At 67.7% G+C, this 23970-nt stretch carries 24 protein-coding genes; 14 read left to right on the forward strand and 10 right to left on the reverse strand.

All coding sequences use genetic code 11. The features are described from left to right. Positions 1–77: 77 nt before the first annotated feature. On the reverse strand, positions 78–473 hold the full coding sequence (locus MRBLMX7_RS07060) for a plasmid replication, integration and excision activator (RefSeq protein ID WP_363367013.1): 396 nt from the start codon (positions 471–473) through the stop codon (positions 78–80). A 106-nt stretch (positions 474–579) separates the two neighbouring features. Between MRBLMX7_RS07060 and MRBLMX7_RS07065 the strand changes: the two genes are divergently transcribed. The 4 genes from MRBLMX7_RS07065 (at position 580) to MRBLMX7_RS07080 (ending at position 4764) form a co-directional block, all read left to right on the forward strand. Continuing rightward, positions 580–1317: a hypothetical protein gene (locus MRBLMX7_RS07065; protein WP_363367015.1), complete on the forward strand. Its 738-nt coding sequence runs from the start codon at positions 580–582 to the stop codon at positions 1315–1317. Between the two features lie 157 nt (positions 1318–1474). After that, a complete protein-coding gene (locus MRBLMX7_RS07070) occupies positions 1475–2689 on the forward strand; it encodes a DNA cytosine methyltransferase (protein ID WP_363367017.1) in 1215 nt (404 codons plus the stop codon). Between the two features lie 79 nt (positions 2690–2768). Beyond that, entirely contained in the window at positions 2769–3836 is a 1068-nt protein-coding gene (locus tag MRBLMX7_RS07075) for a ParB N-terminal domain-containing protein (protein WP_363367019.1), read from the forward strand. Then, positions 3823–4764 (forward strand): hypothetical protein, encoded by a 942-nt coding sequence (locus tag MRBLMX7_RS07080; protein WP_363367021.1) that lies wholly within the window; start codon positions 3823–3825, stop codon positions 4762–4764. The genes MRBLMX7_RS07075 and MRBLMX7_RS07080 overlap by 14 nt, the downstream gene beginning before the upstream one ends. 518 nt (positions 4765–5282) lie before the next feature. Here MRBLMX7_RS07080 and MRBLMX7_RS07085 read toward each other — a convergent pair. After that, positions 5283–6581 carry a peptidoglycan DD-metalloendopeptidase family protein gene (locus tag MRBLMX7_RS07085; protein WP_363367023.1) on the reverse strand — a complete coding sequence of 433 codons (1299 nt, stop codon included), beginning with the start codon at positions 6579–6581 and terminating at the stop codon, positions 5283–5285. A 63-nt stretch (positions 6582–6644) separates the two neighbouring features. Here MRBLMX7_RS07085 and MRBLMX7_RS07090 point away from each other — a divergent pair, with 63 nt between their 5' ends. From MRBLMX7_RS07090 to MRBLMX7_RS07120, 7 genes are all read left to right on the forward strand, one after another. Further along, positions 6645–7565 (forward strand): AEC family transporter, encoded by a 921-nt coding sequence (locus MRBLMX7_RS07090; protein WP_363367025.1) that lies wholly within the window; start codon positions 6645–6647, stop codon positions 7563–7565. A gap of 27 nt (positions 7566–7592) precedes the next feature. Then, positions 7593–8114 (forward strand): hypothetical protein, encoded by a 522-nt coding sequence (locus tag MRBLMX7_RS07095; protein ID WP_363367027.1) that lies wholly within the window; start codon positions 7593–7595, stop codon positions 8112–8114. A gap of 166 nt (positions 8115–8280) precedes the next feature. Then, positions 8281–9693 (forward strand): cell division initiation protein, encoded by a 1413-nt coding sequence (locus tag MRBLMX7_RS07100; RefSeq protein WP_363367029.1) that lies wholly within the window; start codon positions 8281–8283, stop codon positions 9691–9693. A 146-nt stretch (positions 9694–9839) separates the two neighbouring features. Then, positions 9840–10730, forward strand: coding sequence for an ABC transporter ATP-binding protein (locus tag MRBLMX7_RS07105; protein ID WP_363367031.1), 891 nt, complete (start codon positions 9840–9842; stop codon positions 10728–10730). Beyond that, positions 10727–11563 carry an ABC transporter permease gene (locus tag MRBLMX7_RS07110; RefSeq protein ID WP_363367033.1) on the forward strand — a complete coding sequence of 279 codons (837 nt, stop codon included), beginning with the start codon at positions 10727–10729 and terminating at the stop codon, positions 11561–11563. Before MRBLMX7_RS07105 ends, MRBLMX7_RS07110 begins: the two co-directional genes overlap by 4 nt. A 43-nt stretch (positions 11564–11606) precedes the next feature. After that, a complete protein-coding gene (locus tag MRBLMX7_RS07115) occupies positions 11607–12812 on the forward strand; it encodes a sensor histidine kinase (RefSeq protein WP_363367035.1) in 1206 nt (401 codons plus the stop codon). Beyond that, positions 12809–13432: a response regulator transcription factor gene (locus tag MRBLMX7_RS07120; protein WP_363367037.1), complete on the forward strand. Its 624-nt coding sequence runs from the start codon at positions 12809–12811 to the stop codon at positions 13430–13432. The genes MRBLMX7_RS07115 and MRBLMX7_RS07120 overlap by 4 nt, the downstream gene beginning before the upstream one ends. 10 nt (positions 13433–13442) lie before the next feature. Here the strand turns inward: MRBLMX7_RS07120 and MRBLMX7_RS07125 are convergent, their stop codons facing one another. The 7 genes from MRBLMX7_RS07125 to MRBLMX7_RS07155 all read right to left on the reverse strand — a co-directional run bounded on the left by MRBLMX7_RS07125 (position 13443) and on the right by MRBLMX7_RS07155 (position 18958). Next, positions 13443–14558, reverse strand: coding sequence for a fatty acid desaturase family protein (locus tag MRBLMX7_RS07125; RefSeq protein WP_414685139.1), 1116 nt, complete (start codon positions 14556–14558; stop codon positions 13443–13445). A gap of 144 nt (positions 14559–14702) precedes the next feature. Continuing rightward, positions 14703–14987, reverse strand: a complete 285-nt coding sequence (locus MRBLMX7_RS07130) for a hypothetical protein (protein ID WP_363367039.1) — start codon at positions 14985–14987, stop codon at positions 14703–14705. Positions 14988–15175: 188 nt separating this feature from the next. Next, positions 15176–15682, reverse strand: a complete 507-nt coding sequence (locus MRBLMX7_RS07135; RefSeq protein WP_363370995.1) for a Sec-independent protein translocase subunit TatA/TatB — start codon at positions 15680–15682, stop codon at positions 15176–15178. Further along, a complete protein-coding gene (gene tatC / locus MRBLMX7_RS07140; RefSeq protein ID WP_363367041.1) occupies positions 15619–16416 on the reverse strand; it encodes a twin-arginine translocase subunit TatC in 798 nt (265 codons plus the stop codon). The genes MRBLMX7_RS07135 and tatC overlap by 64 nt, the downstream gene beginning before the upstream one ends. Positions 16417–16418: 2 nt before the next feature. Beyond that, on the reverse strand, positions 16419–16673 hold the full coding sequence (gene tatA / locus MRBLMX7_RS07145) for a twin-arginine translocase TatA/TatE family subunit (RefSeq protein WP_363367043.1): 255 nt from the start codon (positions 16671–16673) through the stop codon (positions 16419–16421). A 56-nt stretch (positions 16674–16729) separates the two neighbouring features. After that, complete coding sequence (locus tag MRBLMX7_RS07150) at positions 16730–17725, reverse strand: intradiol ring-cleavage dioxygenase (protein WP_363367045.1); 996 nt, start codon at positions 17723–17725, stop codon at positions 16730–16732. 87 nt (positions 17726–17812) lie between these two features. Beyond that, positions 17813–18958 carry a low temperature requirement protein A gene (locus MRBLMX7_RS07155; RefSeq protein ID WP_363370855.1) on the reverse strand — a complete coding sequence of 382 codons (1146 nt, stop codon included), beginning with the start codon at positions 18956–18958 and terminating at the stop codon, positions 17813–17815. Between the two features lie 354 nt (positions 18959–19312). Here MRBLMX7_RS07155 and MRBLMX7_RS07160 point away from each other — a divergent pair, with 354 nt between their 5' ends. Together MRBLMX7_RS07160 and MRBLMX7_RS07165 are read left to right on the forward strand one after the other, a co-directional pair. Then, positions 19313–20845 carry a sugar transferase gene (locus MRBLMX7_RS07160; RefSeq protein ID WP_363367047.1) on the forward strand — a complete coding sequence of 511 codons (1533 nt, stop codon included), beginning with the start codon at positions 19313–19315 and terminating at the stop codon, positions 20843–20845. Positions 20846–20849: 4 nt separating this feature from the next. After that, on the forward strand, positions 20850–22016 hold the full coding sequence (locus tag MRBLMX7_RS07165; RefSeq protein ID WP_363367049.1) for a DUF1972 domain-containing protein: 1167 nt from the start codon (positions 20850–20852) through the stop codon (positions 22014–22016). Positions 22017–22032: 16 nt separating this feature from the next. On the opposite strand, the gene MRBLMX7_RS07170 is transcribed toward MRBLMX7_RS07165, so the two are convergent. Then, entirely contained in the window at positions 22033–22623 is a 591-nt protein-coding gene (locus tag MRBLMX7_RS07170; protein ID WP_050721947.1) for a hypothetical protein, read from the reverse strand. Positions 22624–22766: 143 nt separating this feature from the next. Here MRBLMX7_RS07170 and MRBLMX7_RS07175 point away from each other — a divergent pair, with 143 nt between their 5' ends. Then, on the forward strand, positions 22767–23936 hold the full coding sequence (locus MRBLMX7_RS07175; protein WP_363367051.1) for a glycosyltransferase: 1170 nt from the start codon (positions 22767–22769) through the stop codon (positions 23934–23936). Positions 23937–23970: the final 34 nt, after the last annotated feature.

Here is a 23970-nt window from a genome sequence, read left to right on the forward strand (position 1 = left end):
CAGCCACCAGCCGCGCCGCGCAAGGACCGGAATCTCCGTCGACCAGTACGCCTTCTCGAGGCGCCATGACCACGTCATCATTCACCGCCCCGCGGCTTGGCCGGCGCCTTCATCTCGCGAGCGCGGAGCGAGAACGCAACGCGGGGGCGTCCGCCGGTCTCCTGGATGTACGGGGTCACGAAGAGCCCGTCGAAGACGACCGGCCGGAACGGGAGGCCATTCGCTTCCGGGGGAAGCTGCGGTTCGAGGACACTCGCGAGCTTCACAGTGATCTCGTTCTGTCCCTTCCGCGCATCGGGATCGGCGTCGATCACGCGGACCTGCCACAGCGGGTGACCGGTGTTCTTGTCGAGGTCCTGCCCGTGGGGCTGCCCGTCTTCCCACTTGATGACCGGGGTGACCTCGCCGATGGCGAACGCGCCGACCGGGAAGTACGCCTCGAAGCTGACCGGGATTCCTGACTGAAGTGCCATCGCTGGCTCCTTCCAACTAGAGATGGTTGCCTTACGTTTGTCACAGTACTTTGCCGCTTTACTTTGCGCAAGTACTTTGCGACACGAGATCCCGTAGTCTGATCCGGTGAGCAAGAATCTGAATCAGTTACAGATACCGGCACCTGTCGCCGGGCTGCTCGCCAACCTCACGAGGGTCCATACCGACCCCGCTGCAGACTTCGAGCGCTCAGCGCCGCCTCGTTGGACTCCGACGGCCACGGACCTCCCCGAGGACACGACAGAAGAGTGGCTCCAGCGCGTCGCAGGCGTCAGCACCGAGTTGGCGGACCGCTCAGCGGATGTTCGTGCACTACTGACGGCCTATTGCCAGGTAGTCGCGGATCCGCGTCCTGAGCTGTCGATGCTCGCCAAGTGGCAACGCGTGTCCCCGAGCGCCCTCCGGCACCGGTACAACGAGCAGCACGTGCAGTCGGTGCGCGAGTTGCTCAAGCCTGAGCCCCTGATCGATATCGTCCTCGAGCCGTTCATCGCGGTGGTCGACAGCGATTTCAAGGGCATCAGTCCCGAACTGGACGAACAGCTGAACCTCCGCACCCGCATGCGCAGCATCGTCTCCGAGGAGTTCGTCGCCCTCTTCGGTGAGAACGCCCCCAAGCAGATGGGCTTCGTGCGCAACCCGGCCGACGAGCGGATCACCCGACCGATCGACGACCTCTCCGGGTTCATGAGCACCGCTTTGAAGCGCCGCGAGCCGGAGCTTCTGCCAGTGTTCGACGCGTGGCACCAGCGCTTCGAAGCCCGACCGATCAAGCCCGAAGATGTCAAGGCCAAGGCCACCCGCGTCCGTCGGTCAGGCGCGTGAGCCGAGCTGTGAAGACTTTCTTTACTCATTCAAGGCCGGCCTCCGGCCGGCAGCGCCGCCTGCGGTGCGTCCGTCCTCGCTTCGCTGCGGGCGGGCGCTCCTCGGCGGGCAACACGACCGAATTGACAAGCACACGTCCACGTGCTGAGCTCGAAGCATGATCTCCCCGGGTAAGCCAACCGCACTCTCAATATTTTCGGGCGCTGGCGGCATGGACATCGGGCTCGAGGCAGCCGGTTTTGATCACCTCGGCGTGATTGAAATTGACCAATCGGCTTCCGCAACCCTTGCCCACAACAGGCCAGAGTGGGCGCATCTTGGCGAAGGTGATGTCCTGGTCGCGGCCGAGACTCTTTCACCGGAGTCGCTCAGTCTGTCGAAGGGAGACCTCGATCTGCTGGCTGGCGGACCGCCATGCCAGCCGTTCTCACTCGCTGCCCAATGGGCTGCGAGCGGGCGTCGAGGGATGGAGGATCCGCGCGCGCAGACGGTACACGCGACCATGAAACTCATTCGATCTTTCCTCCCGAAGGCTGTCCTAATGGAGAACGTCCTCGGTTTTGTCCAAGGACGCCACTCTGCAATCGAATACCTCCGGGGAGAATTCGACGCGATAGCCAAGCAGACGGGCACCTCGTACCATCTCGAATGGCGCCTCGTGAACTCCGCGGACTACGGGGTGCCTCAGAACCGTCGGCGCGTAATCATTGTGGCCCTACGAGACGGCGTCGGCTTCGAATGGCCAGAACCAACCTACGCGGGCACTCCGATTCGCGCTTGGGATGCAATCGGAGACCTCCAGGGGTCCGTCTCCACTCGATCAGCGGGCAAATGGGAAGGCCTACTCGAGAGCATCCCCGCTGGCGCCAACTACCAGTGGCTGACTAGCCGAGGGGGCGGTGAAGAGCTCTTCGGGTACCGCACGCGATACTGGAACTTTCTGCTCAAGCTTTCCCCCGGCGAGCCTTCGTGGACGCTCTCAGCATCTCCAGGACCCGCGACGGGACCCTTCCACTGGGATAACCGCCACCTGACGATTCGCGAACAGCTGCGCCTCCAAACCTTCCCCGATGACTGGGAACTGATCGGGGATGAACGCCAACAGGTGAAGCAAGTTGGCAACGCGACCCCAGCCTTGCTCGCAGAAGTGATGGGATCAGCGATCCTTCAGGCACTCGGGCAAGCCGTTACACACAGTCCGAAACTCGCGCTAGCGCGAGCCAGTTGCGAACCGCCTAAGCTGGCGGAGCCGAAGCCAGTTCGGCACGAGTATCGAGATCTAATTGGCGCTAAGGCGGCGCACGAGGGAACAGGGCGGGGCCCTTCACCGCGACCGGTCACCGTGCAAGGTCTACCAACAACCGCAACCTGACGGATAGGACAAGACATTGTCTAACGAAACGGCGCACGGTGCGACGACTCAGCCGCCGACGAGTATAGTTCGGCTTCCGGTGACGAGTCTGCACCTGGACCCGGCAAACCCTCGGCTCCCGGAAGACCTGCTCGGCTCATCAGAAGCCGAGATGCTCGCGTGGCTCGAAGAGACATCGACCCTTGAAGAACTCGCGTCGTCGATGATTCAGAACGGCTTCTTCGACCACGAACCACTCATCGTCCGCACCACAGCCAATGCAGATGAGTACATCGTGGTTGAGGGCAACCGGCGATTCTCCACCATCCAGATCCTGCTACAGACTGATGCAGCGAAAATCGCCGACCTGGAGTTCGATTTCGACGTCGCGCCGACGCAAGCGCAGCTGGATGACCTCCGCACGGTGCCATGCGTGATCGTGTCGAGTGACGCAGAAGTACGAAAGTTCCTCGGATATCGCCATATCGGTGGCATCAAGACTTGGAGCGCGGAAGCGAAAGCTCGCTACCTCGAAGCTGAAGTCGAGGCCGCCGCCGCTGCTGGTAGCACTAACCCGTTCAAGGATGTAGGCAAGCGCGTCGGCACTAATGCCTTGGGGGTACGCGGACCGTACCTAGCTCTCAAGACTCTCAAGGTGGCACGCGATGAACTCGACCTGGCAGGACCCGCAAAGGTCGTGCTCAGGGATCGCTTCGGCGTCTGGAATCGACTGCTTAACAGTGCTGAAGTCCGCAACTTCATCGGCCTGGGCGATGCGTTGGATTACGCAACCATCAAGGACCGTCTCGGCCACCTTGATCCTGCGAATCTCGCGATTGTACTCGACCACATGGTTCCGCCTGCGGGAAGCCATATCGCGTTGCTACAGGATTCGCGAGACGTAACCACCTACGGCCGCGTCTTGGCGCACGACGCCGCTCGGGAGACGCTTCTTACTTCGCGCGACCTCGATCTCGCTGCACAAGTCGCCGACGGCGCGACTCTCCCACAGAAACTCCGCAACATCGTTAGGAGCCTCGACCTCATTCTTCGCAATATCGACTCATACGAGATCGGAGCAGAGGAAGTTGAATCCGCAGCCAACGTTTTCAACACCGCGCGCTCACTAAACGCGCTCGTCAAGGACAGGCTCGATGGCGAAGATTGAACCGCAGATCGACAAGTACGGAACGCTAGCACGTGCATCCTTCCTGGCAGACTATCTCGAGGTTGTCGCACTCCGAGACCGACGCGTCAAGCTCTCCTCGCTGCAGGACCTGATTGAGGACACGTACACGCGGGTAAAGCAGATTCTGCGACCCGGCGGAGAGGAAGCGGTCGACGCGAACGGCAACCCCGTGGCTTCGTGGAAGGCGACTGATCTCGCCGACGAAGCATGGACCTCGATCCTCGAACGAGCGGAAGCCCTAGGCGACAAGTATCCCTTCACCGTCCAAGGCAAGGTTTTGCGACGGGCGGAGGGGCTGGACCCTGCAGATTCCGCCTACGTCAGCCTGCTCGCGATCACGATGAGCCATGCATTCAAGATTCCCACTCCGGTCTCAGTCGAGCACCTGTTGGAAGAGGTCGTGAGCGATTCCCTCGAAAATGTAGGGTTTCACGTTGGGCGGCTGGGCCCGCTATCGCGAGCCAACGGGTCCGACTTCATACGAACAATGAACGCTCTTGGGGAGCACCTCTCGATCCCTATCAACCCGAATGCGACTACCCGTCGACGTAACGCCAACGATGAGGATGTTGACGTCGTTGCGCACCTCGATTGGGGCGTATCCCGGCACGGGCGTTGGCTCTTCATCGGACAAGTTACTTGCGCAGTTAGCGATTCGTGGCGGAATAAGGCGCAGGAGCCTGTACCACTCGACTGGCAGCAGTTTTTCGGCGAAGCAATTGCGCCCGTACCCTTCCTCGCGATCCCTCATCATGCCGACCACGACACGTTCAAATACGTGGCACGCGTTGACGTGAACATCCTCGACCGAACTCGTTTGGTTCAAAACCTGCACGCGAATAGCCCCGATCAACGTCGGGTAGTCGAGGCATTCATGGCTAGCGATTACGCCTCCTTTAAGGTCTAGTCCCGGCGCCCTGTGCCGGTTCCGTGCCGGTAGCTCCACTGAAACCACCCTCAACCAGCCGCGACCAAGGATGACGACTTCCGCAGAATCACGCGCCAAACTGCGACCAACGAGCACCCGCTGACCCGCCACATCCAACTGAAAATCGTGAGGTCACGGGATCGACGCCCGTCGGAGCCACACGGACCATCATTACAATGGCCCCAGAAACCCTCGCCTAGCTTCTACATGGCGGGGGTTTTGCTTTGCCCTGGGGCCTCAGCCCGCGTCGAGGACCTCGCCGCAGCCGCGCGGCGAACGCCTCCGGCTGGCCCGCGTAGCCGAACTCGCCCCCATGAAGGCACCGCGTCGATCCGCGGCTCGTGGGCGACCGACGTCGCCACCCCCTGCGGCAGACGGTCACGAGAGCGAGCGCGGTGACAGCACCGCCGGTGCGGTCGGGGAACGACGGCACCTGCGCGTGGACGGTACGTCACGAGTGCGACCGACTAGCAGGGCATCCGGGATGCCTTCCCCGATCAGTGGATGAGGCGATGCATGTTCCACCCGTGCCCCACAAGATACTGGTTCCCGAACGAGCTCCCGAGCCACGGGTAGAGCAACAGGTTGCCGTTCGCGTCGCGGGCGAGGACGTCGGCGTTCCCGTCGGAGTTGAAGTCGGCACCTCCGGCTATCACAGTCATTCCGCTCCATCCGCTGCCGACTTGCGCGGCGTTGTTCACGCCGTAGCCGTTGCCTCGGTACAGGTAGAGGTTGCCCACCCGATCTCGCGCCAGAAGATCCCCCCGACCGTCGCCCGAGTACTCCCCGGCGAGAATGTGATCCATCACTCCCCACGCACTACCGATCACGATGGCAGATGTGAACCCACCAGCGCCGTTACCGGTGTACATGTACAGCCTGTCGTCCGCCCCGACCGCGATGAGGTCAGCCCGGCCGTCGTCGTTGTAGTCGCCGCCGCCCGTCACCATGCGGATGTTCTGCCACCCCGAGCCGACCTGTGTCGCATAGAAGGCGTATCCCCCCGCATTGCGATAGAACCAGAGCGTGCCGTCGGCGCGGACCGCCATGATGTCTCCGCGACCGTCACCGTTGAAGTCGCCACGGATGAGCGCTCGGGTCGTCTCCCATCCCATGCCGAGCAGCACCATGCCCCAACCTCCTCGGCCATCGCCCGTGTATACGTACATCTGCCCTGTCGTGGAGATCGCGACGAGGTCGGCAAGGCCGTCGCCGCTCACGTCGGCGTTCACCGGGAAGCGACGGGCGGAGAGCGGCGCGAGAGCGGTGACTCGGCCCTGGCCGCACAGGAAGTAGCTATTCGTGACGTTGACGTTCCCGGCGTAGATCTCGAAGTGGAGATGCGGACCCGTGCTCGCGCCGGTGCTGCCGACGACCCCGAGAACGGCTCCCTGCTGCACGACCGTCCCTGGCGTGAGAGTGACGGATCCGTAGACCATGTGCGCATACCGGGTGGTGTATCCCTCGGCGTGCGCGATCACGATCTGCGTGCCGTACCCCGTGACAGCCGCCGAGTTGACCGCCGTCGTCACGGTGCCTCCTGCTGCGGCATACACAGTTGCTCCGGCATTCTGATTGATGTCGACACCCTGGTGTGTGGGACGGCTCTGCGCCGGACACCCGAGAACCCTGTCGCCGACATTGCCGCTCGTGGGTGACACGAAGGCCACGGCTGCTTCGGCCTCCGGCGGTGATACGAGGTCTCCGCCCACGAGTGCGAGGGCGACAAGGAGTGTTGCGCACACACGACGCCACCCGTCGCGAGACCTTCGTTGTGCACAGGATGCCTTGTTCATGAGTACAAACGTAGAGATATTCTCATGCGCTCCGCACCCTTTCGGCCCCGATACGCTCGATGCATGATCGAGACGCTCACCGGATTCGCCGTGGTGGGAGTCGCGATCGCACTGGGGTGGGTCATCGGCCGCATCGACCTCCTCGGGCCGCACGCGCGCCACGTGCTCGGGCGCCTGATCTTCTTCGTGCTCTCCCCGTTCCTCCTCTTCACGGTGCTCGCCCAGGCGGACGCGAAGATGCTGTTCTCCTCGCTGCTCCCGGTCTCGGCGATCGCGGCGGTCGCCGTGATCGCCCTGTACGCGCTGGTCGCGAAGCTGTGGTGGAAGCGCCCGGCGGGCGAGACGGTGATCGGCGCTCTCGCGGCAGGCCAGGTGAACTCCAACAACATCGGCATCCCCCTGTCGCTCTACCTACTCGGCAGCGCCGCCTACCCCGCTCCCGTCGTGCTGATGCAGCTGCTGGTCTTCACGCCGATCTCACTGTCGATCCTGGATGCCGTCACGAGCGACTCCGTCTCGATCGCGCGCACGCTGCGACGCACCGCGACGAATCCGGTCATCATCGGCTCGCTGCTCGGCACCCTCGTGTCGGTGTTCGACATCACCCTTCCTCCGATCGTGATGGACCCCGCGCAGCTCATCGCGGATGCCGCGGTGCCGGTGCTCCTCATCAGCTACGGCATCTCCCTGCACGGCCAGCGTGTGCTCGGCGCACCGGGGCACCGCCGCGACGTCGTGCTCGCCACCACCCTCAAGCTGGTCGCCATGCCCGTGATCGCCTGGGTCATCGCCGAGTTCGCGTTCGGCCTCGGCCCCTCCGAGGTGCTGTTCGTCGTGATCCTCGCGGCGCTCCCCACCGCGCAGAACGTCTTCAACTACTCGCAGCGCTATGACGTGGGCGAGTCGATCTCGCGCGACACCGTGTTCCTCACGACACTCGGCTGTCTTCCCGTGCTGGTGCTGATCATGGTGCTGCTCGGCTGAACCCGCAGGTCACGTAGGTTGGTGCACGTGGACAACCCGCTCGTGATCGGCGCCGTGATCGTGATCATCATCGTGGTGGCGATGCTCGCACCGCGCTGGATCCGCCGATCCTCAGGCTCCCGCGGACGACGCGCGGGTCGGCGCTTCGAAGAGGACCGCGTGCTCGAGATCCTCGAGGACCTCGGTGCGACCGTCGTCCTGCACGCGACGCCCGACTCGGCGCGATCGATCGTCGACGACGTGGTGCGCCGCGATCCTCGGCGGTTCACCGTGCTCGACGACGGCTCCTACGGCATCCGCTTCCTCGAGCCCGACGACGCGGTCGCACGCCTCGTCGGCACGCCGGACGGGATGCGCCTCCAGGTCGAGCGTTTCGGGGAGCACCTGGGTCGCCCCAACACCAGCGCCTTCTGGAACGTCCTCCGCGCAGCCGTGCTCCGGGAAGCGACCGCGCGCGGCATCGGGACGACGGTGCCGGATGCCCCGCAGCTGTTCGACCGCGTCGCCGGGGACTCCCCGATATGGGTGCTCGTCGACCCCTCGTCCTGAGGCCGGCGTCACGACGAGTCCGCCCTCCACATGGGGTGGGCGGATCACAGCCGACGCAACTAGGCTGTGCTGTGTCGTCGATGCGCCGTTCGGGCGCCCTCGACATCACGGCACCACGCCTCATCACAGTTCTCCCTCCCTGTGACACGCGCCGGAAAGGCTGACCATGAGTGAAACTCCCGACAACGACCGCACGCCGGACTTCTTCGACAAGCTGATCGAAGACGTTCCGCAGCAGCAGCAGTCGCCGCAGCAGGGCGGCTTCACCGCCTCGTTCCGCGGCTACGACAAGGCCGAGGTCGATGCGGCCCTCAGCGCTCTGCGCAACCAGCTGCAGCAGGCCAAGGCCGACCTCGCCGACGCCGAGGCCCGACACGAGGACGCCGTCGAATCGGTGCGCGACGAGGAGCGCAGCGCGCGCGAGGCCCTCGAGGCCGAGCTGACGGCGGCCAAGGCCCAGGCGGACGCCGCCGAGCAGCAGGTCACGACGCTCACGAACGAGCTCGTCGACGCCCCGCGCGCTGAGGGCAAGGACGCCCCCTCGCGCGAGCAGTTCGAGACGATCCTGCGCGTTGCCGAGGAGCAGGCCAACGTCCTGATCCAGAACGCCGCGGTCCAGGCCGACCGTCTCATGGCCGCCGCCCGCGAAGAGGTCACCGCGCAGCGCGCCGAGGCCGACGCCGACGTCGCACGCATCATCGCGCAGGCCCAGCACGACGCGGACCAGGTGCGCCTCAAGATCGACACCGAGTACACGGCGCACGAGGCCACCCTCGAGCGCGAGGCCGCGCACGCCGCCGAGAAGGTGCACCAGGCATCGCAGGAGGCCACGGCGATCCGCACCGAGGCCGAGAAGGGCGCCGCGGCGCTCCGCTCGCTCGTGACCCGCGAGACCACGCAGCTGCGCGCGGACGCCGAGCGCGAGGTGCGCGAGATGAACGCCCGCGTGCTCGAGTTCGAGGAGACGCTCACGCGCCGTCAGGATGACGCGCAGCAGGAATTCCTCGTGCTGCACAACCAGGCCGTCGCGCACGCCGAGCGCATCACCACCGACGCGAACGAGCAGGTCGCGGCGTCGCTCGATCACGCGCAGCGCATCTCGGCCAAGGCCGACGACTACGAGCGGCTCATGCGCTCGCAGGCCCAGACGATCGAGGCGGACGCGCAGGTGCGCGCTCGGGACGCACTCGACCGCGCCCGCGTCAAGTCGCAGAAGATCGTCGACTCCGTCACGCAGCACACCTCGACTGTGCTGCGCGACGCCGAGGACCATGCGCGTCAGCTCCGCTGGCAGCAGCAGCAGCTCGCCAGCTTCATGGCCGAGGTGCGCGAACTGATCCGCCCCGACGGCATCTTCAGCGACGACCCCTCGGCGATCGCCGTGCCGAGCACGGACGACGAGGACGCCTCCGACGAGGCGGTCGAGGCCGAGCTCCTGGATGAGGCCTCCGAGACCCCCGAGTCCCTGGGCGACGAGGAGTTCCTCGGCGACGAGGCACTGGACGACGAGGACACCGAGACGATCGACGGCAAGATCACGATCGAGGTCGTCGAGGCCGACGAGAAGGCCTCGCGCTGAGCAGCATCCTGCTCCGATGACAGGGGCGCGGGCGGATCCTCCGCCCGCGCCCCTCTCCGTCTGCGGTCACATCCACCGATCGGTGGATGCCGGTGTCCGCCGCTCCATGGCTACCGCGAGAGCCGCCGCACGGGCACGCTGGACTCATGACAGACAGCAGCGTGATCGAGGTCCGCGACCTCCGCAAGTCGTACGGCGGGTTCACCGCGGTCGACGGCATCACCTTCGACATCCGCCGTGGCGAGACCTTCGCCCTGCTCGGTCCGAACGGCGCCGGCAAGTCCACGACGATCGAGATCCTCGAGGGGTACCGCCACCGCACCTCCGGAGAAGTCCGGGTGCTGGGCGTCGACCCGCAGCACGGAGGACTCGAGTGGAAGGCGCGGCTCGGCATCGTGCTGCAGTCCACCGGCGAGGCCGGAAGCTTCACGGTGCGCGAGCTCCTCACCGAGTTCGCGGGCTACTACCCGCACCCCCGCGACGTCGACGAGGTGATCGCCGCCGTCGGTCTGGAGCAGAAGCAGCGCACTCGGGCCGGTCGGCTCTCCGGCGGCCAGCAGCGCCGCCTCGACGTCGCGCTCGGCATCATCGGGCGGCCCGAACTGCTCTTCCTCGACGAGCCGACCACGGGCTTCGACCCCGAGGCCCGACGACAGTTCTGGGAGCTCATCCGCTCCCTGAAAGCCGAGGGCACGAGCATCCTGCTCACGACCCACTATCTCGACGAGGCCGCCCAGCTCGGTGACCGTGCCGCGGTGATCGTGGGCGGTCGGCTCGCGGCGATCGGCGCCGTCGACGAGATCGGCGGCGCGGATGCGCGCACGCCGATGGTGCGCTGGAGGGACGCCGCCGGCGCCGTGCACGAGGAGCGCACGTCCGCGCCGGGGACGCTCGTCGCCGAGCTCCATCGCACCTGGGGCGAGCCTCGTGATCTCGAGATCGTCCGCCCCACCCTCGAGGACGTCTACCTCGACCTGATCCGCGAGCACGGAGCCGCCGACGAACGGGCACTCGCCGAGGCGAAGGAGCAGTCATGACCGCCGCGACCCCTCAGATCTCGACCTTCGGCCCCGCGCGCACCGTGCGCCTCGGCATCCGTCGCATCGGCTTCGAGCTGCGACAGTATTTCCGTGCGGGTGACCAGGTGTTCTTCACCTTCCTGTTCCCGACGGTGATGTACCTGATCTTCGCGACGATCTTCACGGGCGACATCGGACAGGGACCGGATGCCGTCAGCATGGCCACCTACTACCTGCCCGGCCTCGTCGCGGGCGGCATCCTGCTCTCCGGCGTACAGGGGCTGTCGATCGAGATCGCGGTCGAGAAGAGCGACGGAACGCTCAAGCGCCTCGGCAGCACGCCGATCTCGCCCGTCACGTACTTCCTCGGCAAGATCGGGCAGGTGTTCGTGACGGCGATCCTGCAGATCGGGCTGCTCATGGCGGTCGCCGTCGTCCTGTACCGGGTGGATCTGCCGACCGACGCCGAGGCGTGGGGGCGGTTCGCATGGGTGTTCGTGCTGGGCCTGCTGAGCTGCAGCCTGCTGGGCATCGCCCTGTCGGCCGTCCCCCGCTCGGGCAAGACCGCGTCGGCCGTGGTGATCCCGGTGGTGCTGCTGCTGCAGTTCGTGTCGGGCGTCTACATCGCGTTCTCGACTCTCCCGGAGTGGCTGCAGAACGTCTCGGCCACGTTCCCCCTGAAGTGGATCGCACAGGGCATGCGCGCAGCGCTCCTGCCGGACTCGTTCCGGGCGGCGGAACAGGGCGGCGAGTGGCAGCTCGGCCTCGTGGCCCTCGCGATCGCGGCGTGGCTGATCATCGGAGCCGTGCTGAGCCGGGCTACGTTCCGATGGATCCGCCGCGACGGATGAGCCAGCGGCGTCGGCAGGCGGGACCCGTGGAAGAGTGGGACGTATGAGTCGCGGCATCCGCAGAGAGCGCCTCGGGTGGGACATCGCCGCGAGCGCACTGCTCGTGGCGGTGTCGGCTCTGACGGTCGCGCTGCCGGAGCGGTTTCCCGGCGCGCGGTGGGTGCTGATCGGGATCGCGGTCGCGGTGTTCCTCGTCTACGCGCTCGGCGCCCGTCCGTACGTCGGCATCAACGAGGGCGTCCAGGATCCGTCGCCGATCACGTCCGCGCTGCTGCAGGTGTCGCTCGTCGCGCTGCTGGCCCTCGGCGTCCTCCTCGAGCCGAACATGCTGATCCTGCAGACCCTCGTGCTGCCTCTCCTGTGGATGACGTCGTGCACCACGCGACAGGCGATCCTCGTGACGATCGGCAACGGGATCGTGCTCACGCTCGCGTATTCCGCGTGGGGCGGGTTCCGGACGGACGCGATCGCCGCCGGAGCGCTGACCTGCGGTCTGTCCACGGCGTTCAGCCTCGCGCTGGGCTTGTGGATCACCCGCATCGCCGAATGGGGGGTGCAGCGCCAGCGCCTTCTCGCCGAGCTCACCGCCGCGCAGGCCGGGCTCGAGACCGCGAGTCGCGAGGCCGGGGCGATGGCCGAGCGGGCGAGGTTGGCCCGCGACGTGCACGACACGATCGCGCAGAGCCTCACCAGCATCGTGATGCTCGCCGAACGCGCGCGGGTCGACGGCTCTCCCGCCGCCATCGGGCTGATCGAGGATGCTGCGCGCGACGCGCTGCTGGAGGCCCGGGCGCTCGTCGCGGAGACCTCGCCTGCGCCAGCGGCCGATTCTCTGTCGGAGGCGCTGCGCCGTCTGGCCGAGCGCTTCACGCGGGAGACCGGGGTGCGGGTCACCGTGAGAGCGTCGGATGCCGCGCTGTCGCGGGACGTCCAGGTGGTCCTGCTCCGCTGCGCGCAGGAGGGACTCGCCAACGTGCGCAAGCACTCGGGCGCCGCCTCGGCGACGATCGATCTCATGGTCGACGATCAGGCCCGTCTCCGTCTGCGGGACGACGGCCGCGGGCTCGGCGGCGTCTCGATTGACGACGACCTCGGGTTCGGACTGGCCGGCATGCGCGACCGCGTCGCCCTGGTCGGAGGCACGCTCGCCGTGGCCGACGGCGCTGACGGCGGTACCGCTCTGACCGTCGACGTGCCCCTGGCCCCCGTCGCCCCCGCCGCTCCAGCCGTCTCCCAGGAGGTGTCATGATCCGCGTGATCGTCGCCGACGACCATCCGATCGTCCGCTCCGGCATCGTCGGGCTGCTCGACCTCGACCCGGGGCTGGAGGTCGTCGCAGAAGCCGGCGACGGCGCCGAGGCCGTCGCGCTGGCCGCGGAGCTGCGACCGGACGTCGTACTCATGGACCTTCGCATGCCGGGCGTCTCGGGCATCGAGGCGACGGCGCGACTGACCGCGCAGCTCCCGACCGTGCGCGTGCTCGTCCTGACGACGTACGAGACCGACGACGACATCCTCGGCGCGATCGAGGCCGGGGCGAGCGGCTACCTGCTCAAGGCCTCGCCCCACGAGGAGATCGTGGCGGGCATCCGCTCGGTCGCCCAGGGCAACACGGTGCTCGCCCCCGCGATCGCCTCCACTCTGGTGACGCGCATGCGCGCGGAGCGCGACGATCGCCCGCAGCTCACCCCTCGCGAACTCGAGGTGCTGCGACTCGTCGCCGCGGGGCGCAGCAATCCCGAGATCGCGCGCGACTTGTTCATCGGCGAGGCCACGGTCAAGACGCACCTGCTCCATGTGTTCGAGAAGCTCGGCGTCTCGGATCGTACCCGTGCGGTGACGCTGGCGCTGGAGCTCGGGCTGCTCTGACGACGAGCGGCTAGGCGCGGCCGAACTGCGCCGACGCCGGGCAGTCGAACGGGTCTCGGGCGGCGAGACCCACCCTGTTCAGGTACGCGATCACGATCGCGTACGACTGGCCGAGGCTCGTCTCGGTGTACGGGACGCTGTTCGCGGCGCAGTAGTCGCGGACGATCTCCCGAGCCTTCGAGAGGTGGGGGCGCGGCATGTTCGGGAACAGATGGTGCTCCACCTGATAGTTGAGGCCTCCCATGAGCCACGTCGCCCACCAGCCGCCGCGAATGTTGCGGGAGGTGCGCACCTGCTTCGAGAAGAAGTCGAGACGGGCGCTCGGGTCGATGATCGGCATCCCCTTGTGGTTCGGGGCGAACGACGCCCCCATGTACACGCCGAACACCGCCAGCTGCACTCCCATGAAGGCGAACGCCATGCCGAGCGGCAGGAGCAGGAACACCGGGACCAGCACGATCGCGAAGCGCACGGCGATCAGCGCCAGCTCGATCCAGCGCCCCTTGACACGCGCGCCCGTGGCGAGGTGCTTGACGCCGAGGTAGTGCAGGTTGAGTCCCTCGAGTGTGAGGAGGGGGAAGAACAGCCAACCCTGACGGCGAGTGATCATGCGGATGAGACCCCGCGACTTCGCGGCATCCGTGTCGAGGAACGAGATCGTGTCGACCTGGATGTCCGGGTCCTTGCCCACCTGGTTGGGGTTGCCGTGGTGCTTGGTGTGCTTGGAGTCCCACCAGGCGTAGCTGATGCCGACGACACCGGCGGCCAGGATGCGCGCCAGGCGGAAGTTCGCGGGACCCGAGGCGAGGATCTGCCGGTGCGCTGCCTCGTGCGCGAGGAACGCCACCTGGGTCAGGATGACCCCGAGAGCTGCGGCCATCAGGAGCTGGAACCAGCTGTCGCCGAGCAGGATGAAACCCGTGACCACGCCGCCGAGGGCGAGGGCCAGGGCGGCGCCGACGAGCACGTAGAACCAGCGGGCCCGCTGCAGCAGACCGGTCTCGCGCACGACCTGCGACACCTGCTTGTAGGCGTGCGCCATGGGCGGGAAGTCGGCGGTGCCGGAGTACGTCTGGCGGATCGGTCCGAGGGTGGCGGTCGTGTCGACCTGTGCGAGGGAGATGATGCTCTCCTGACGATCGGGAGCCCGTGAGCTGTGGAAAGCCCAAGGCAGATCGCCCAACGCTTACCTCACGCTAACCCGTCCGCCATGCGTCCCAGGGAATACTTCGGCATCTTGCTGTCCACTCCCAGGAAGCCCCGTCCGAAGTCAGGCGCGGGCGCGACGAGGACGCCGCCGCAGCACGCGCGGCAGAGCGAATGGGAAGGTCAGCGGGCGTCGAGCGGGCTCGTGCGCGCCCTCGAGGGCACGGCGCGCGTCGTCGAGGGTCTCGAAGACGCCGAGCTCGACACCGCGATGGTCGTGCGCGAGGTGCGCGGTGCCGTCGAACTCGACGAAACCGGCGAACTCGCCGGCGCGCGTCGCGACGTGCACGTCGATGTCGGCCTGTTTCCAGGTCAGCGGGTCGGAGGGCGGAAGGGTGGTCATGGTCATGCTGGTACTCATTGCTGTGCGGCGGGCGCGTTCGCGGCCCGCAGATCGTGAGATCGGGGCGGATGCCGCGCGCGTCGATGTGCGTGGTCCGGAATGGCCCTGATCAGTGGCACTGTGGCGGTCCAGAGGGGGACACGGCTGCACGGTGCGTGGCCCAGTCTAGCAGATCCGCGCCTACCGCGATCGGATCAGTCCTCCGCAGCGACCCACACGCGGCGCGGATGCCCCGAGGATCCCTGCACGACCCACGCGCCCGCCGGTCGCGGCGGTGCCGGAGGAGACGGTTCCTCCCGCGCGTCGGGCTCCGCGGGCGCACCCGACTCCGACCTCCGCCCCTCAGCCTGTTCGTCGGCATCGTGCTCGCCGGCATCCCGTGCATCGGCATCCCAGGCCTCGCGGATGATGCGGCGCGGGTCGTACCGGCGGGGATCCAGCGCCCGCCAGTCCTCGCGGATCGTCGACGCACCGGTCTCGTCCTCGATCCGGCGAGCCGCCTCTCGAGCGATCCGCGTGGCCTGGCCGAGCAGCGCGGAGAGCTTCGCGGCGACCCCCGGGAGCCTCCGCGGCCCGATGATCACGGCCGCGAGCAGGGCGACGAGGAACAGCTTCTCGATCGTGAGCCCGAACACGGTCAGACCTCCGTCGCGAGCTCGGACGACGACGCCGCGAGCCGGACGACGGCGCGGTCGTGCCACCACGCGATCAGCAGCGCGGCGAGGAAGAGCAGGGTCATCGGCACGGCGACGAGGAACATCGACAGCACGTCGGCCGCGGGGGTGACGATCGCGCCGAAGAGCACGATCGCCACGACGACGACGCGCCAGCTCGCGGCGATGGACCTCGCCGACAGGGCGCCCAGCAGGTTGAGCACGACGACGAACACCGGCAGGACGAACGCGATGCCGGTCGCGAGCACGATCTTGAGGATGAAGTCGACGTACGCGGACGCCTGAAGGAGGGTGCTGTCCTCGGTGGACGCGAATCCGGCGAGCAGTTCGACCATGTGCGGGAACAGCAGGAGCCCGGTCGTGCACCCGAGCGCGAAGAGGGGGACCGCCGCCGCGAGGAAGCCGAACGTGTAGCGCCTCTCTCGACGGTCGAGGCCGGGAGCGAGGAAGGCGAGGAGCTCGTGCATCCACACGGGGCTCGACAGCGCGACACCGGCGAACAGCGCGATCTTGAGCTTGAGGTCGAACGCCCCGGTGATGCTGTCGTAGTTGAGGCTCGCATCCCGCGAGGCGGCGAGCTCCTCGATGGGACCGCGGACCAGGTCCATGATCTGGTCCGCCAGCAGGTAGCCCGCCACGACGCCGACGACCAGGGCGATCGCGGCACGGCAGCCGCGCGTGCGCGCTTCCCGCAGATGCGCGGAGAGCGGCATGCGGAGTCCGGCTCCTGGATCCGTCGTCGTCGTGGCGAGCGCGGTCACGGCTACTCCCCCGGGCTCAGCGCCGGGCGCGCCGGGTCGACTCGCGACGCGGACACGGTGACGGGCATCGCGGGATCGGCCCGTCCGGGAGCGGCGGATGCCCCCTCGGCGGGCGCGGACTCCGCGACCTCGGACTTGAGGATGCGCATGGACTGGCCGACGCTGCGCGCGAGCGCCGGGAGCTTCGCTGCGCCGAACACCAGGACGACGATCGCGAGGATGATGAGGGCGTGCCAGCCCGTGAGGTTCTGCAACATGGTTCTCTCCTTCGGTGGTGATGTGGGAGTCCGCGCCGCGCGGGGGCCCCGATCGGTCAGCGTGCAGGCGGCTCTCCCCCGCCACCGGGACCGCCACCCGGTCCTCCCGAACCACCCGAAGGAGCCGATCCGGCGGTGGGCGCGGTGGTCGTGTCGACCCCGACGACGAGGCTCGCGATGTAGCCGCTCGCAGTGTCGCCCGAGACCGCGGCGAGCTGGAGCGCCGCCGCGTCGTCGCCGAACACGTTGTCGCTCGCGAGGCTCGTCTGCGCGAGGTTCTGCGCGGAGCCGTCGTAGCGCGAGTCCGCGTACACCGCGGAACAGGTGTCCTCGGGGAGCGCCAGCTGCGAGGTCGCGATGGCGTTCGTCGAGTCCGTGATCGAATCGACGTCGGGATACACCTCGAAGTGGATGTGCGGCCAGCGTCCGGAGTAGCACCCGGGGAAGATCGAGGTGAACGAGACACGCCCATCGGCATCCGCCACCTGCACTCCGCGCAGGTACGTGACGTCCTCGAGGCCGGAGGAGTACATCGAGTACTCGCCCTGCGCCGTGCAGTGCCAGGCGTAGACCGCGACGCCCTCGAACGGCACGCTGCCGTTCGCCATGTCGAGGACCTGGAACTCGAAGGTCAGCGGGATGCCCTCGGCGGTGGCGCCCCCGTCGATCGAGGTCGTGATGTCCTGGCGCACGATGCCGGTCTCCTCCAGCACGTCGGGGCCGTTCGACCCGTCGCCCGGGTAAGGGCCGGCCGTCTCGTCGGGGATCTCGCCGGCGACCGTGGCCGTCGATCCGTTCGTGCTCTCGGGCGTCGCGGTCGGGGTGCCGGCGGTGCCCGTGCCGCTCGAGCCGGAGGCGGTCGGGGCGCAGGCCGCGAGGACGACGGCGCCGACCCCGAGGCCGGCGAGACCGAGCACGCCTCGCCGCGAGACGAGAGTGCGGATGTCGAAGGCCGCGCCCTGGTCGACCACCTCCTCGTCGGCGCGGTCGAGGAGGCGGCCCTCGTAGGCGGGGCCCTCGGGGGTCTGGACAGGTTCGGGGATGCGGCTCATGATCGTGCTCCTCTCGGGGACGGGGTGTCGATGACCCCATCGTCACGGAGCGGACGATCAGTGACCTATGTCACCGCTATGTAAAACCTATGCACCCTGGTTCGTCGATTCGCGCGTGACCGGCGGACGGAGCACGAGCACCACGACGATCACGACCATCACGACCGCGGTGATCGCGACGGGGATCGGGAGCACCGGGTCGAGCAGCACGAGCCCCGCCCCCACCGGAACGACCGCGTTGACGACGGCATCCGCGTTCTCCCGGATCGCGATCCACCAGATGCCCAGCAGGAACAGCGCGATCGGGATCGTCACCGTGAACGACGCGACGACGCTCGACAGGTGGCTCTTGCCCGTCAGCACATCGAGCTCGACCTCGATGCCGGCCGAGAACGCGGCCGCAGCGGCGAACACGAAGTAGTGGATGTAGCCGTAGCGCAGCGACCGCGCGAACGTCGTGATCGCGCGGTGGTGCGGCGGCCAGAAGTAGACCCACCACAGGGACGCCGTGACCACGAGCGTGAGCACTGAGATCGAGATGAGCGGTACGAAGGACTCCAGCTCGTGACTCGCGTCGATGATCGCGTTCGCGGACGCCAGCAGGCTCTCGCCCAGCACGATCAGGGTGAAGAGCCCGTAGCGCTCGGTGATGTGATGGGGATGCCACGGTGTCTGCCGTCGGTACTCCGCGAAGACCGGGATGCCGACCTCGATCAGAGCGAACGCGATGAAAGCGGCGATCTGCGCGGGACCGGCGGGAATGAGCAGGAACAGCACCCAGAGCACCTGCACGCCGGCGATGCCGAACGCGTACCGCCGGGTCGCCGTACGCAGCTCCCCGGCCCCGCGTGTGGCACGGAGCCACTGCGCGATCATCGCGACGCGCATCACGATGTAGCCGAGCACGGGGACCGTGAAGTCTCCGTGCTCGAACGCTGCGGGCAGTCCTGCGGCGAGCACGAGCACACCGCCCATCTGCACGATCGTGGTGACGCGATACAGCCAGTCGTCCGTGTCGAAGGACGTCGCGAACCAGGTGAAGTTCATCCACGCCCACCAGATGGCGAAGAACACCATGGCGTACGAGGTGATCCCGTGCAGGAAGTCGGCGTGCGAGAGCGCATGGTGCAGCTGCGCGGAGGCGATGCTCACCGAGACGACGAAGACCAGGTCGAAGAAGAGCTCGAGCGAACTGGCCGCTCGGTGCGGCTGCGAGGGGTCGCGCGGACGCATCCGGCTCAGGTGGAATCGGGGCGTCGCGGCTGTCGTCACGCGGACAGACTACCCATGCGCATCCGCCGCAGGACGGGCGATGGGGAATTCGTTTCGTCCACACGACGGAATTACCTTCCGCTGAACGGCCGCATCCGCTAGAGTGAACGAAAGTCTGCAGTACCTGCTGCATGCATGCACCGTGTGGGACGGTGCGAGCGCCCGTGATGTGGGATCACGGATCACGGCAGGTCCCGAGGGGTCGGGTTGCAGACGTTTCCGGGGACGTGGGGTCCCCGGTTTCTGGGGAACACTGGGGAAACACATGTCGCATCGGGGATTTCTGCGCACATACACGGCTCACGAGGCCTCGGCATGACTTCCGTCGAGGATGCTCTGAGCATCACTCGCACGGGTTCGGTCTTCGCGCCGGTCGCCGCACCGCGAGCCACCAAGTCGGTCACGCGCACGGTGGTCACGCCGCGCGCGTCCGCAACGTTGGAGCGACGCCGTCAGTGGGAACGGCGTTATCGGATGCGACTTCGGATCTCGGATGCTGGGGTCATCCTGTCCGCCGTCGCGATCACAGCAGCGATCCAGCTGATGACCGGTGTCACAGGGGAAGAGGCCCTGGGGAACGGCATCCCGCTGGCTGCGCTCTGGTATCTGATGCTCAGCGCCCTGCATACCCGTGATGCAGCGCTGTTCCGCGCCAGCGCAACCGAGTACCGCGGAGTGGTGCACGCCACCGGACTGGCGTTTGGGATCATCGCCATGCTGGCTGTCGTGCTCGGCTGGCAGACGATGCAGCTCGTGCTGCTCGTCTGCCTGCCGCTCGGCGGTCTCACACTGCTCATCACCCGCTGGGTGTGGCGGAACTGGCTGGCGGCGCAGCGTGCGCGGGGACTGTTCGTCTCGCGCACGCTCGTCGTCGGCGACAGGGACGACGTCGAGTACGTCGTCCGCACCCTCCACCCGATCGGAGCGTCGGGCTATCAGGTCGTCGGGACCACGCTGCTCGACGGCAACGCGAGGGACGTCGAGGTCGGGGGCGCGAAGTTCCCCGTCATCGGCAACGTGAACACGGTGTCGGCGGTCGCCGCCCAGCTCGGTGCGGACACCATCATCGTCGCGAGCCGGCCCGACGGCGAGCCCGACTTCGTCAAGAAGCTCAGCTGGCAGCTCGAGGGCACGGCTGCGGAGCTCGTCCTGTCCAGCCGTCTCACCGACGTCGCGGGCCCCCGCATCTCCTTCGCCCCCGTCGAGGGACTCCCGCTCATCCAGGTGCAGATCCCCTCCTACGAGGGCGGTCAGCACCTCCTCAAGCGCGCGCTCGACATCGCCGTCGCGACCGTCGCACTCATCCCGATCGCGCTGATCACGCCGATCCTCGCACTGCTCGTGAAGCTCGACTCGCCGGGTCCGCTGTTCTTCCTGCAGGAGCGCGTGGGTCGGGACGGTCGGACGTTCCGCATCGTGAAGTTCCGCTCCATGAAGACGGATGCCGAGCAGCAGCTCGCCGCCCTCAAGGAGCAGAACGAGGGCGCCGGTCTGCTCTTCAAGATGAAGGACGACCCGCGCGTGACCCGCGTCGGGCGTGTGCTGCGCAAGCTGTCGCTCGACGAGCTGCCGCAGTTCTGGAACGTGCTGGTGGGCGACATGAGCGTCGTCGGCCCCCGTCCGCCGCTGCCCAGCGAGGTCACCGCCTATGACGGCACCGTGTACCGCCGCCTCTACATCAAGCCGGGCATCACCGGGCTGTGGCAGGTGTCCGGGCGCAGCGACCTCTCGTGGGACGAGAGCGTGCGCCTCGACCTGCGCTACGTCGAGAACTGGTCGGTCATGAACGACCTGCAGATCATGTGGCGTACCGCCCGCGTCATGGTGCAGCCGAGCGGGGCATACTGAATCCATGAGCAAGGGGAACGCCCTCACCATCGCGATGGTGGGGACGCGGGGAGTGCCCGCGGCCTACGGAGGTTTCGAGACCGCGATCGAGGAGGTCGGACGGCGTCTCGCCGAACGGGGGCACGAGGTCGTCGTGTACACGCGCGGGTCGGAGAGCCGCGACAAGGAGTACCTCGGCATGCGGGTCGTCCATCTGCCCGCGATCCCGGTCAAGCAGATCGAGACTCTCAGCCACACCGGACTCTCGACCCTGCATCTGATGTTCCGACGTCGGCCCGACGCGACCTTCGTGTTCAACGCGGCCAACTCGCCGTTCCTCCCGCTCCTGCGTCTGCGTCGCGCACCCACCGCCCTGCACATGGACGGCCTGGAGTGGCGCAGGTCGAAGTGGGGCCCGCGCGGCAAGGCGTACTACCGCTGGGCGGAGCAGTTCGGGGTGCGCACGGCCGACGCGCTGATCGCTGACGCCCCCGGGATCGCCGATTACTATGCACACCAGTTCCAGGTGCCGACCGAGATGATCCGCTACGGAGCCCCCATCCTCGAGTCCGTCCCGCAGGGGCGCATCGAGGAGCTCGGCCTCACGACACAGGGCTATCACCTCGTCGTCGCGCGCTTCGAACCCGAGAACCACGTGCTCGAGATCGTGGAGGGGTACCGACGCAGCGCAGCTGTCCTTCCCCTTGTCGTGGTCGGCTCGGCGCCCTACAGCAGCGAGTACACGCAGCGCATCCAGACGGCGGCCGCCGGCGACGACCGCATCCGTCTCGTCGGCGGCGTCTTCGATCAGGAGCTGCTCGACGCCCTCTACTTCCACGCGCTCACCTACGGCCACGGGCATTCCGTCGGCGGGACGAACCCCTCCCTGCTGCGCGCCATGGGCGCCGGCACCGCCGTCATCGCCTTCGACGTCTCGTTCAACCGCGAGGTGCTCGACGGCGAGGGATGGTTCTTCACAGCCCCGGATGCCGCGGCGAGCGCCTTCGAAGAGGCGGAGGCCGATGCGGATCGCACCCGCGAGCTCGGTGCGAGCGCCCAGCGGCGTGCCCGCGAGGCCTTCCGCTGGGAGGACGTCGCGGACGCGTACGAGGACCTCGCTCGTCGACTCGCCTCGGAGCACAGCGTGCACCGCGTCGCACGGAGGGCGCGCCGCCGCGCGGAGGAGTGGTGAGTCGCCCGACCTGGGCTCAGGGCGTCGGCGCGAGATCGCGTCGCAGGCGGGAGGCGAGCAACCGCGTGTCGGCGGCGGCCTTCTCGAGGCCCTTGCGGTGCGCGCGGGTGCCGAGCTGGTGCACGTCGATCACGTCCAGCGGGTCGTCGGCGCGCCGCCACGGCAGCGCCGACGGCCGGGGCAGGTCGAGCGTCCCCCGGCGCGAATCCAGCGCCGCGGCGTACTCCTCGAGCGAGGATGCGGTGATGCGCCGCTCGCCCAGCAGCAGCGCCTCACGCAGCGTGAAGGTGCGCGAGCGGGACTGCGGCCGCATCCGAGCGATCAGCGAACGCTCCTCGAGCGACGCCGCGATCACGAGGTCGGCGACGTCGAGGTCCTCGGCCTCCAGCCGCACCGAGCGGTGCTCCGCGGCGGCAGGCACGATGTCGACCGACACACGGCACGCGTCGCGCCCCTCGGATGCCACGGTGCCGACCGACTCGACAGCCCAGTCCGAGCCTCCCAAGCCGAGCTCGCCCTCTGCACGCAGCGCTTCCTGGAAGGCAGCGGCCATCAGCGGCGAGCGGCAGATGTTCTGCGCACACACGAACAAGACGCTCTCAGTCATCCCGGTTCCCATCACCAGTGCTCGTCTTCGGGACCCCAGATCCCGACGGTCCACCCACGACCGCATGGACACGGTAAGAATGATCTCACACACCGCCGGTATCGAACCGGACGGCCCGGAGCAGGAGGGGAGGGTGGTCGCCGGTGCTGGTTCTCATCGCCCACCCCGGGGCTGAGCTCTACGGCGCGGACCGGGTCACTCTCGAATCCGCGGCCGGACTCGCCGCTGCCGGGCATGACGTGATCGCGGCCCTCCCTGAGGACGGTCCGCTGGTCGCCGCGCTGGAGGAGCACGGCGTGCGCGTGATCGTGACTCGCATGTTCGTGCTGCGCAAACATCTGCTGCGCCCACGCAACTGGCTCACGCTGATCGCCTCCGCCGTCGGCGGATTCATCGACTCGTGGCGGCTCGTCTCACGCCACCGTCCGGATGCCGCCTACGTGAGCACCGTGATCCTCCCTCACTGGCCGATGCTGCTCCGCCTGCGCCGTGTGCCGACCGTGACGCACGTGCACGAGGCCGAGTCCGGCTCGCCGTGGGCGCTGCGCGCGTTCCTCTACCTCCCACAGCTGTGGTCGCACGTCGTGGTCGCGAACAGTGGGTTCACGGCCGATCTGCTGCAACGCTCCCTGCCGGCCCTGCGTCGCCGGATCCGTGTCGTCCTCAATCCGATCCCCGGACCCGCGCAGCCCTCGCCGCTCCGCGAGCGCCTCGACGAGATCCGCATCGGGTACGTCGGCCGTCTCTCGCCGCGCAAGGCGCCTGACGTCGTGGTCGCCGCGGTCGCCGCACTTCGGGAACGCGGGCACGACGCGCGGCTCGACATCGTCGGCGACGTCTTCCGCGGCTACGAGTGGTACTCGGCGGAGCTCGCCCAGCAGATCGCCGCCGAGTCGCTGACCGAGGTCGTGACGATGCACGGCTACGACGCCGACGTCTGGCCGCACCTCGCGGAGTGCGATGTCATGGTCATGCCGTCGCGCACCGACGAATCGTTCGGCAACACCGCGGTCGAGGCGGTCCTCGCCGGTCGTCCCGTGATCGTGAGCGATCTCGCCGGTCTGCGCGAGGCCGTGGCCGGGTACCCGACCGCGCGCACCGTCGCGCCGGGCGACATCTCCGCGGTGGCGGACGCCGTCGAGGATCTGGTCGGCCGGTGGACGGAGGTCACGACGGAGGCGCCGGTCGCCGCGACCATCGCAGCGTCCCGGCATTCCACAGCGGGGTACCACAGACAGATCACGGCGACGATCGAGAGCGTCGCCGGAATGCAGGACTCAGGGGAGAATAGCCTCGGTCGAGTCTCTTCGTGAGAAGACGGCGCGCTCGGGCAGGGGGAGAGGGAGC

Source organism: Microbacterium sp. LMX7-1.2, from assembly GCF_040675935.1.
GTDB lineage: Bacteria > Actinomycetota > Actinomycetes > Actinomycetales > Microbacteriaceae > Microbacterium.

Excerpts from the sequence above, each read along its gene's own strand:
- MRBLMX7_RS07060 (WP_363367013.1), bottom strand. The coding sequence starts at position 473 with ATGGCACTTCAGTCAGGAATCCCGGTCAGCTTCGAGGCGTACTTCCCG.
- MRBLMX7_RS07070 (WP_363367017.1), top strand. The coding sequence starts at position 1,475 with ATGATCTCCCCGGGTAAGCCAACCGCACTCTCAATATTTTCGGGCGCT.
- MRBLMX7_RS07080 (WP_363367021.1), top strand. The coding sequence starts at position 3,823 with ATGGCGAAGATTGAACCGCAGATCGACAAGTACGGAACGCTAGCACGT.
- MRBLMX7_RS07085 (WP_363367023.1), bottom strand. The coding sequence starts at position 6,581 with ATGAACAAGGCATCCTGTGCACAACGAAGGTCTCGCGACGGGTGGCGT.
- MRBLMX7_RS07090 (WP_363367025.1), top strand. The coding sequence starts at position 6,645 with ATGATCGAGACGCTCACCGGATTCGCCGTGGTGGGAGTCGCGATCGCA.
- MRBLMX7_RS07100 (WP_363367029.1), top strand. The coding sequence starts at position 8,281 with ATGAGTGAAACTCCCGACAACGACCGCACGCCGGACTTCTTCGACAAG.
- MRBLMX7_RS07105 (WP_363367031.1), top strand. The coding sequence starts at position 9,840 with ATGACAGACAGCAGCGTGATCGAGGTCCGCGACCTCCGCAAGTCGTAC.
- MRBLMX7_RS07110 (WP_363367033.1), top strand. The coding sequence starts at position 10,727 with ATGACCGCCGCGACCCCTCAGATCTCGACCTTCGGCCCCGCGCGCACC.
- MRBLMX7_RS07115 (WP_363367035.1), top strand. The coding sequence starts at position 11,607 with ATGAGTCGCGGCATCCGCAGAGAGCGCCTCGGGTGGGACATCGCCGCG.
- MRBLMX7_RS07120 (WP_363367037.1), top strand. The coding sequence starts at position 12,809 with ATGATCCGCGTGATCGTCGCCGACGACCATCCGATCGTCCGCTCCGGC.
- MRBLMX7_RS07130 (WP_363367039.1), bottom strand. The coding sequence starts at position 14,987 with ATGACCATGACCACCCTTCCGCCCTCCGACCCGCTGACCTGGAAACAG.
- tatA (WP_363367043.1), bottom strand. The coding sequence starts at position 16,673 with ATGTTGCAGAACCTCACGGGCTGGCACGCCCTCATCATCCTCGCGATC.
- MRBLMX7_RS07150 (WP_363367045.1), bottom strand. The coding sequence starts at position 17,725 with ATGAGCCGCATCCCCGAACCTGTCCAGACCCCCGAGGGCCCCGCCTAC.
- MRBLMX7_RS07155 (WP_363370855.1), bottom strand. The coding sequence starts at position 18,958 with ATGCGTCCGCGCGACCCCTCGCAGCCGCACCGAGCGGCCAGTTCGCTC.
- MRBLMX7_RS07160 (WP_363367047.1), top strand. The coding sequence starts at position 19,313 with ATGACTTCCGTCGAGGATGCTCTGAGCATCACTCGCACGGGTTCGGTC.
- MRBLMX7_RS07165 (WP_363367049.1), top strand. The coding sequence starts at position 20,850 with ATGAGCAAGGGGAACGCCCTCACCATCGCGATGGTGGGGACGCGGGGA.
- MRBLMX7_RS07170 (WP_050721947.1), bottom strand. The coding sequence starts at position 22,623 with ATGACTGAGAGCGTCTTGTTCGTGTGTGCGCAGAACATCTGCCGCTCG.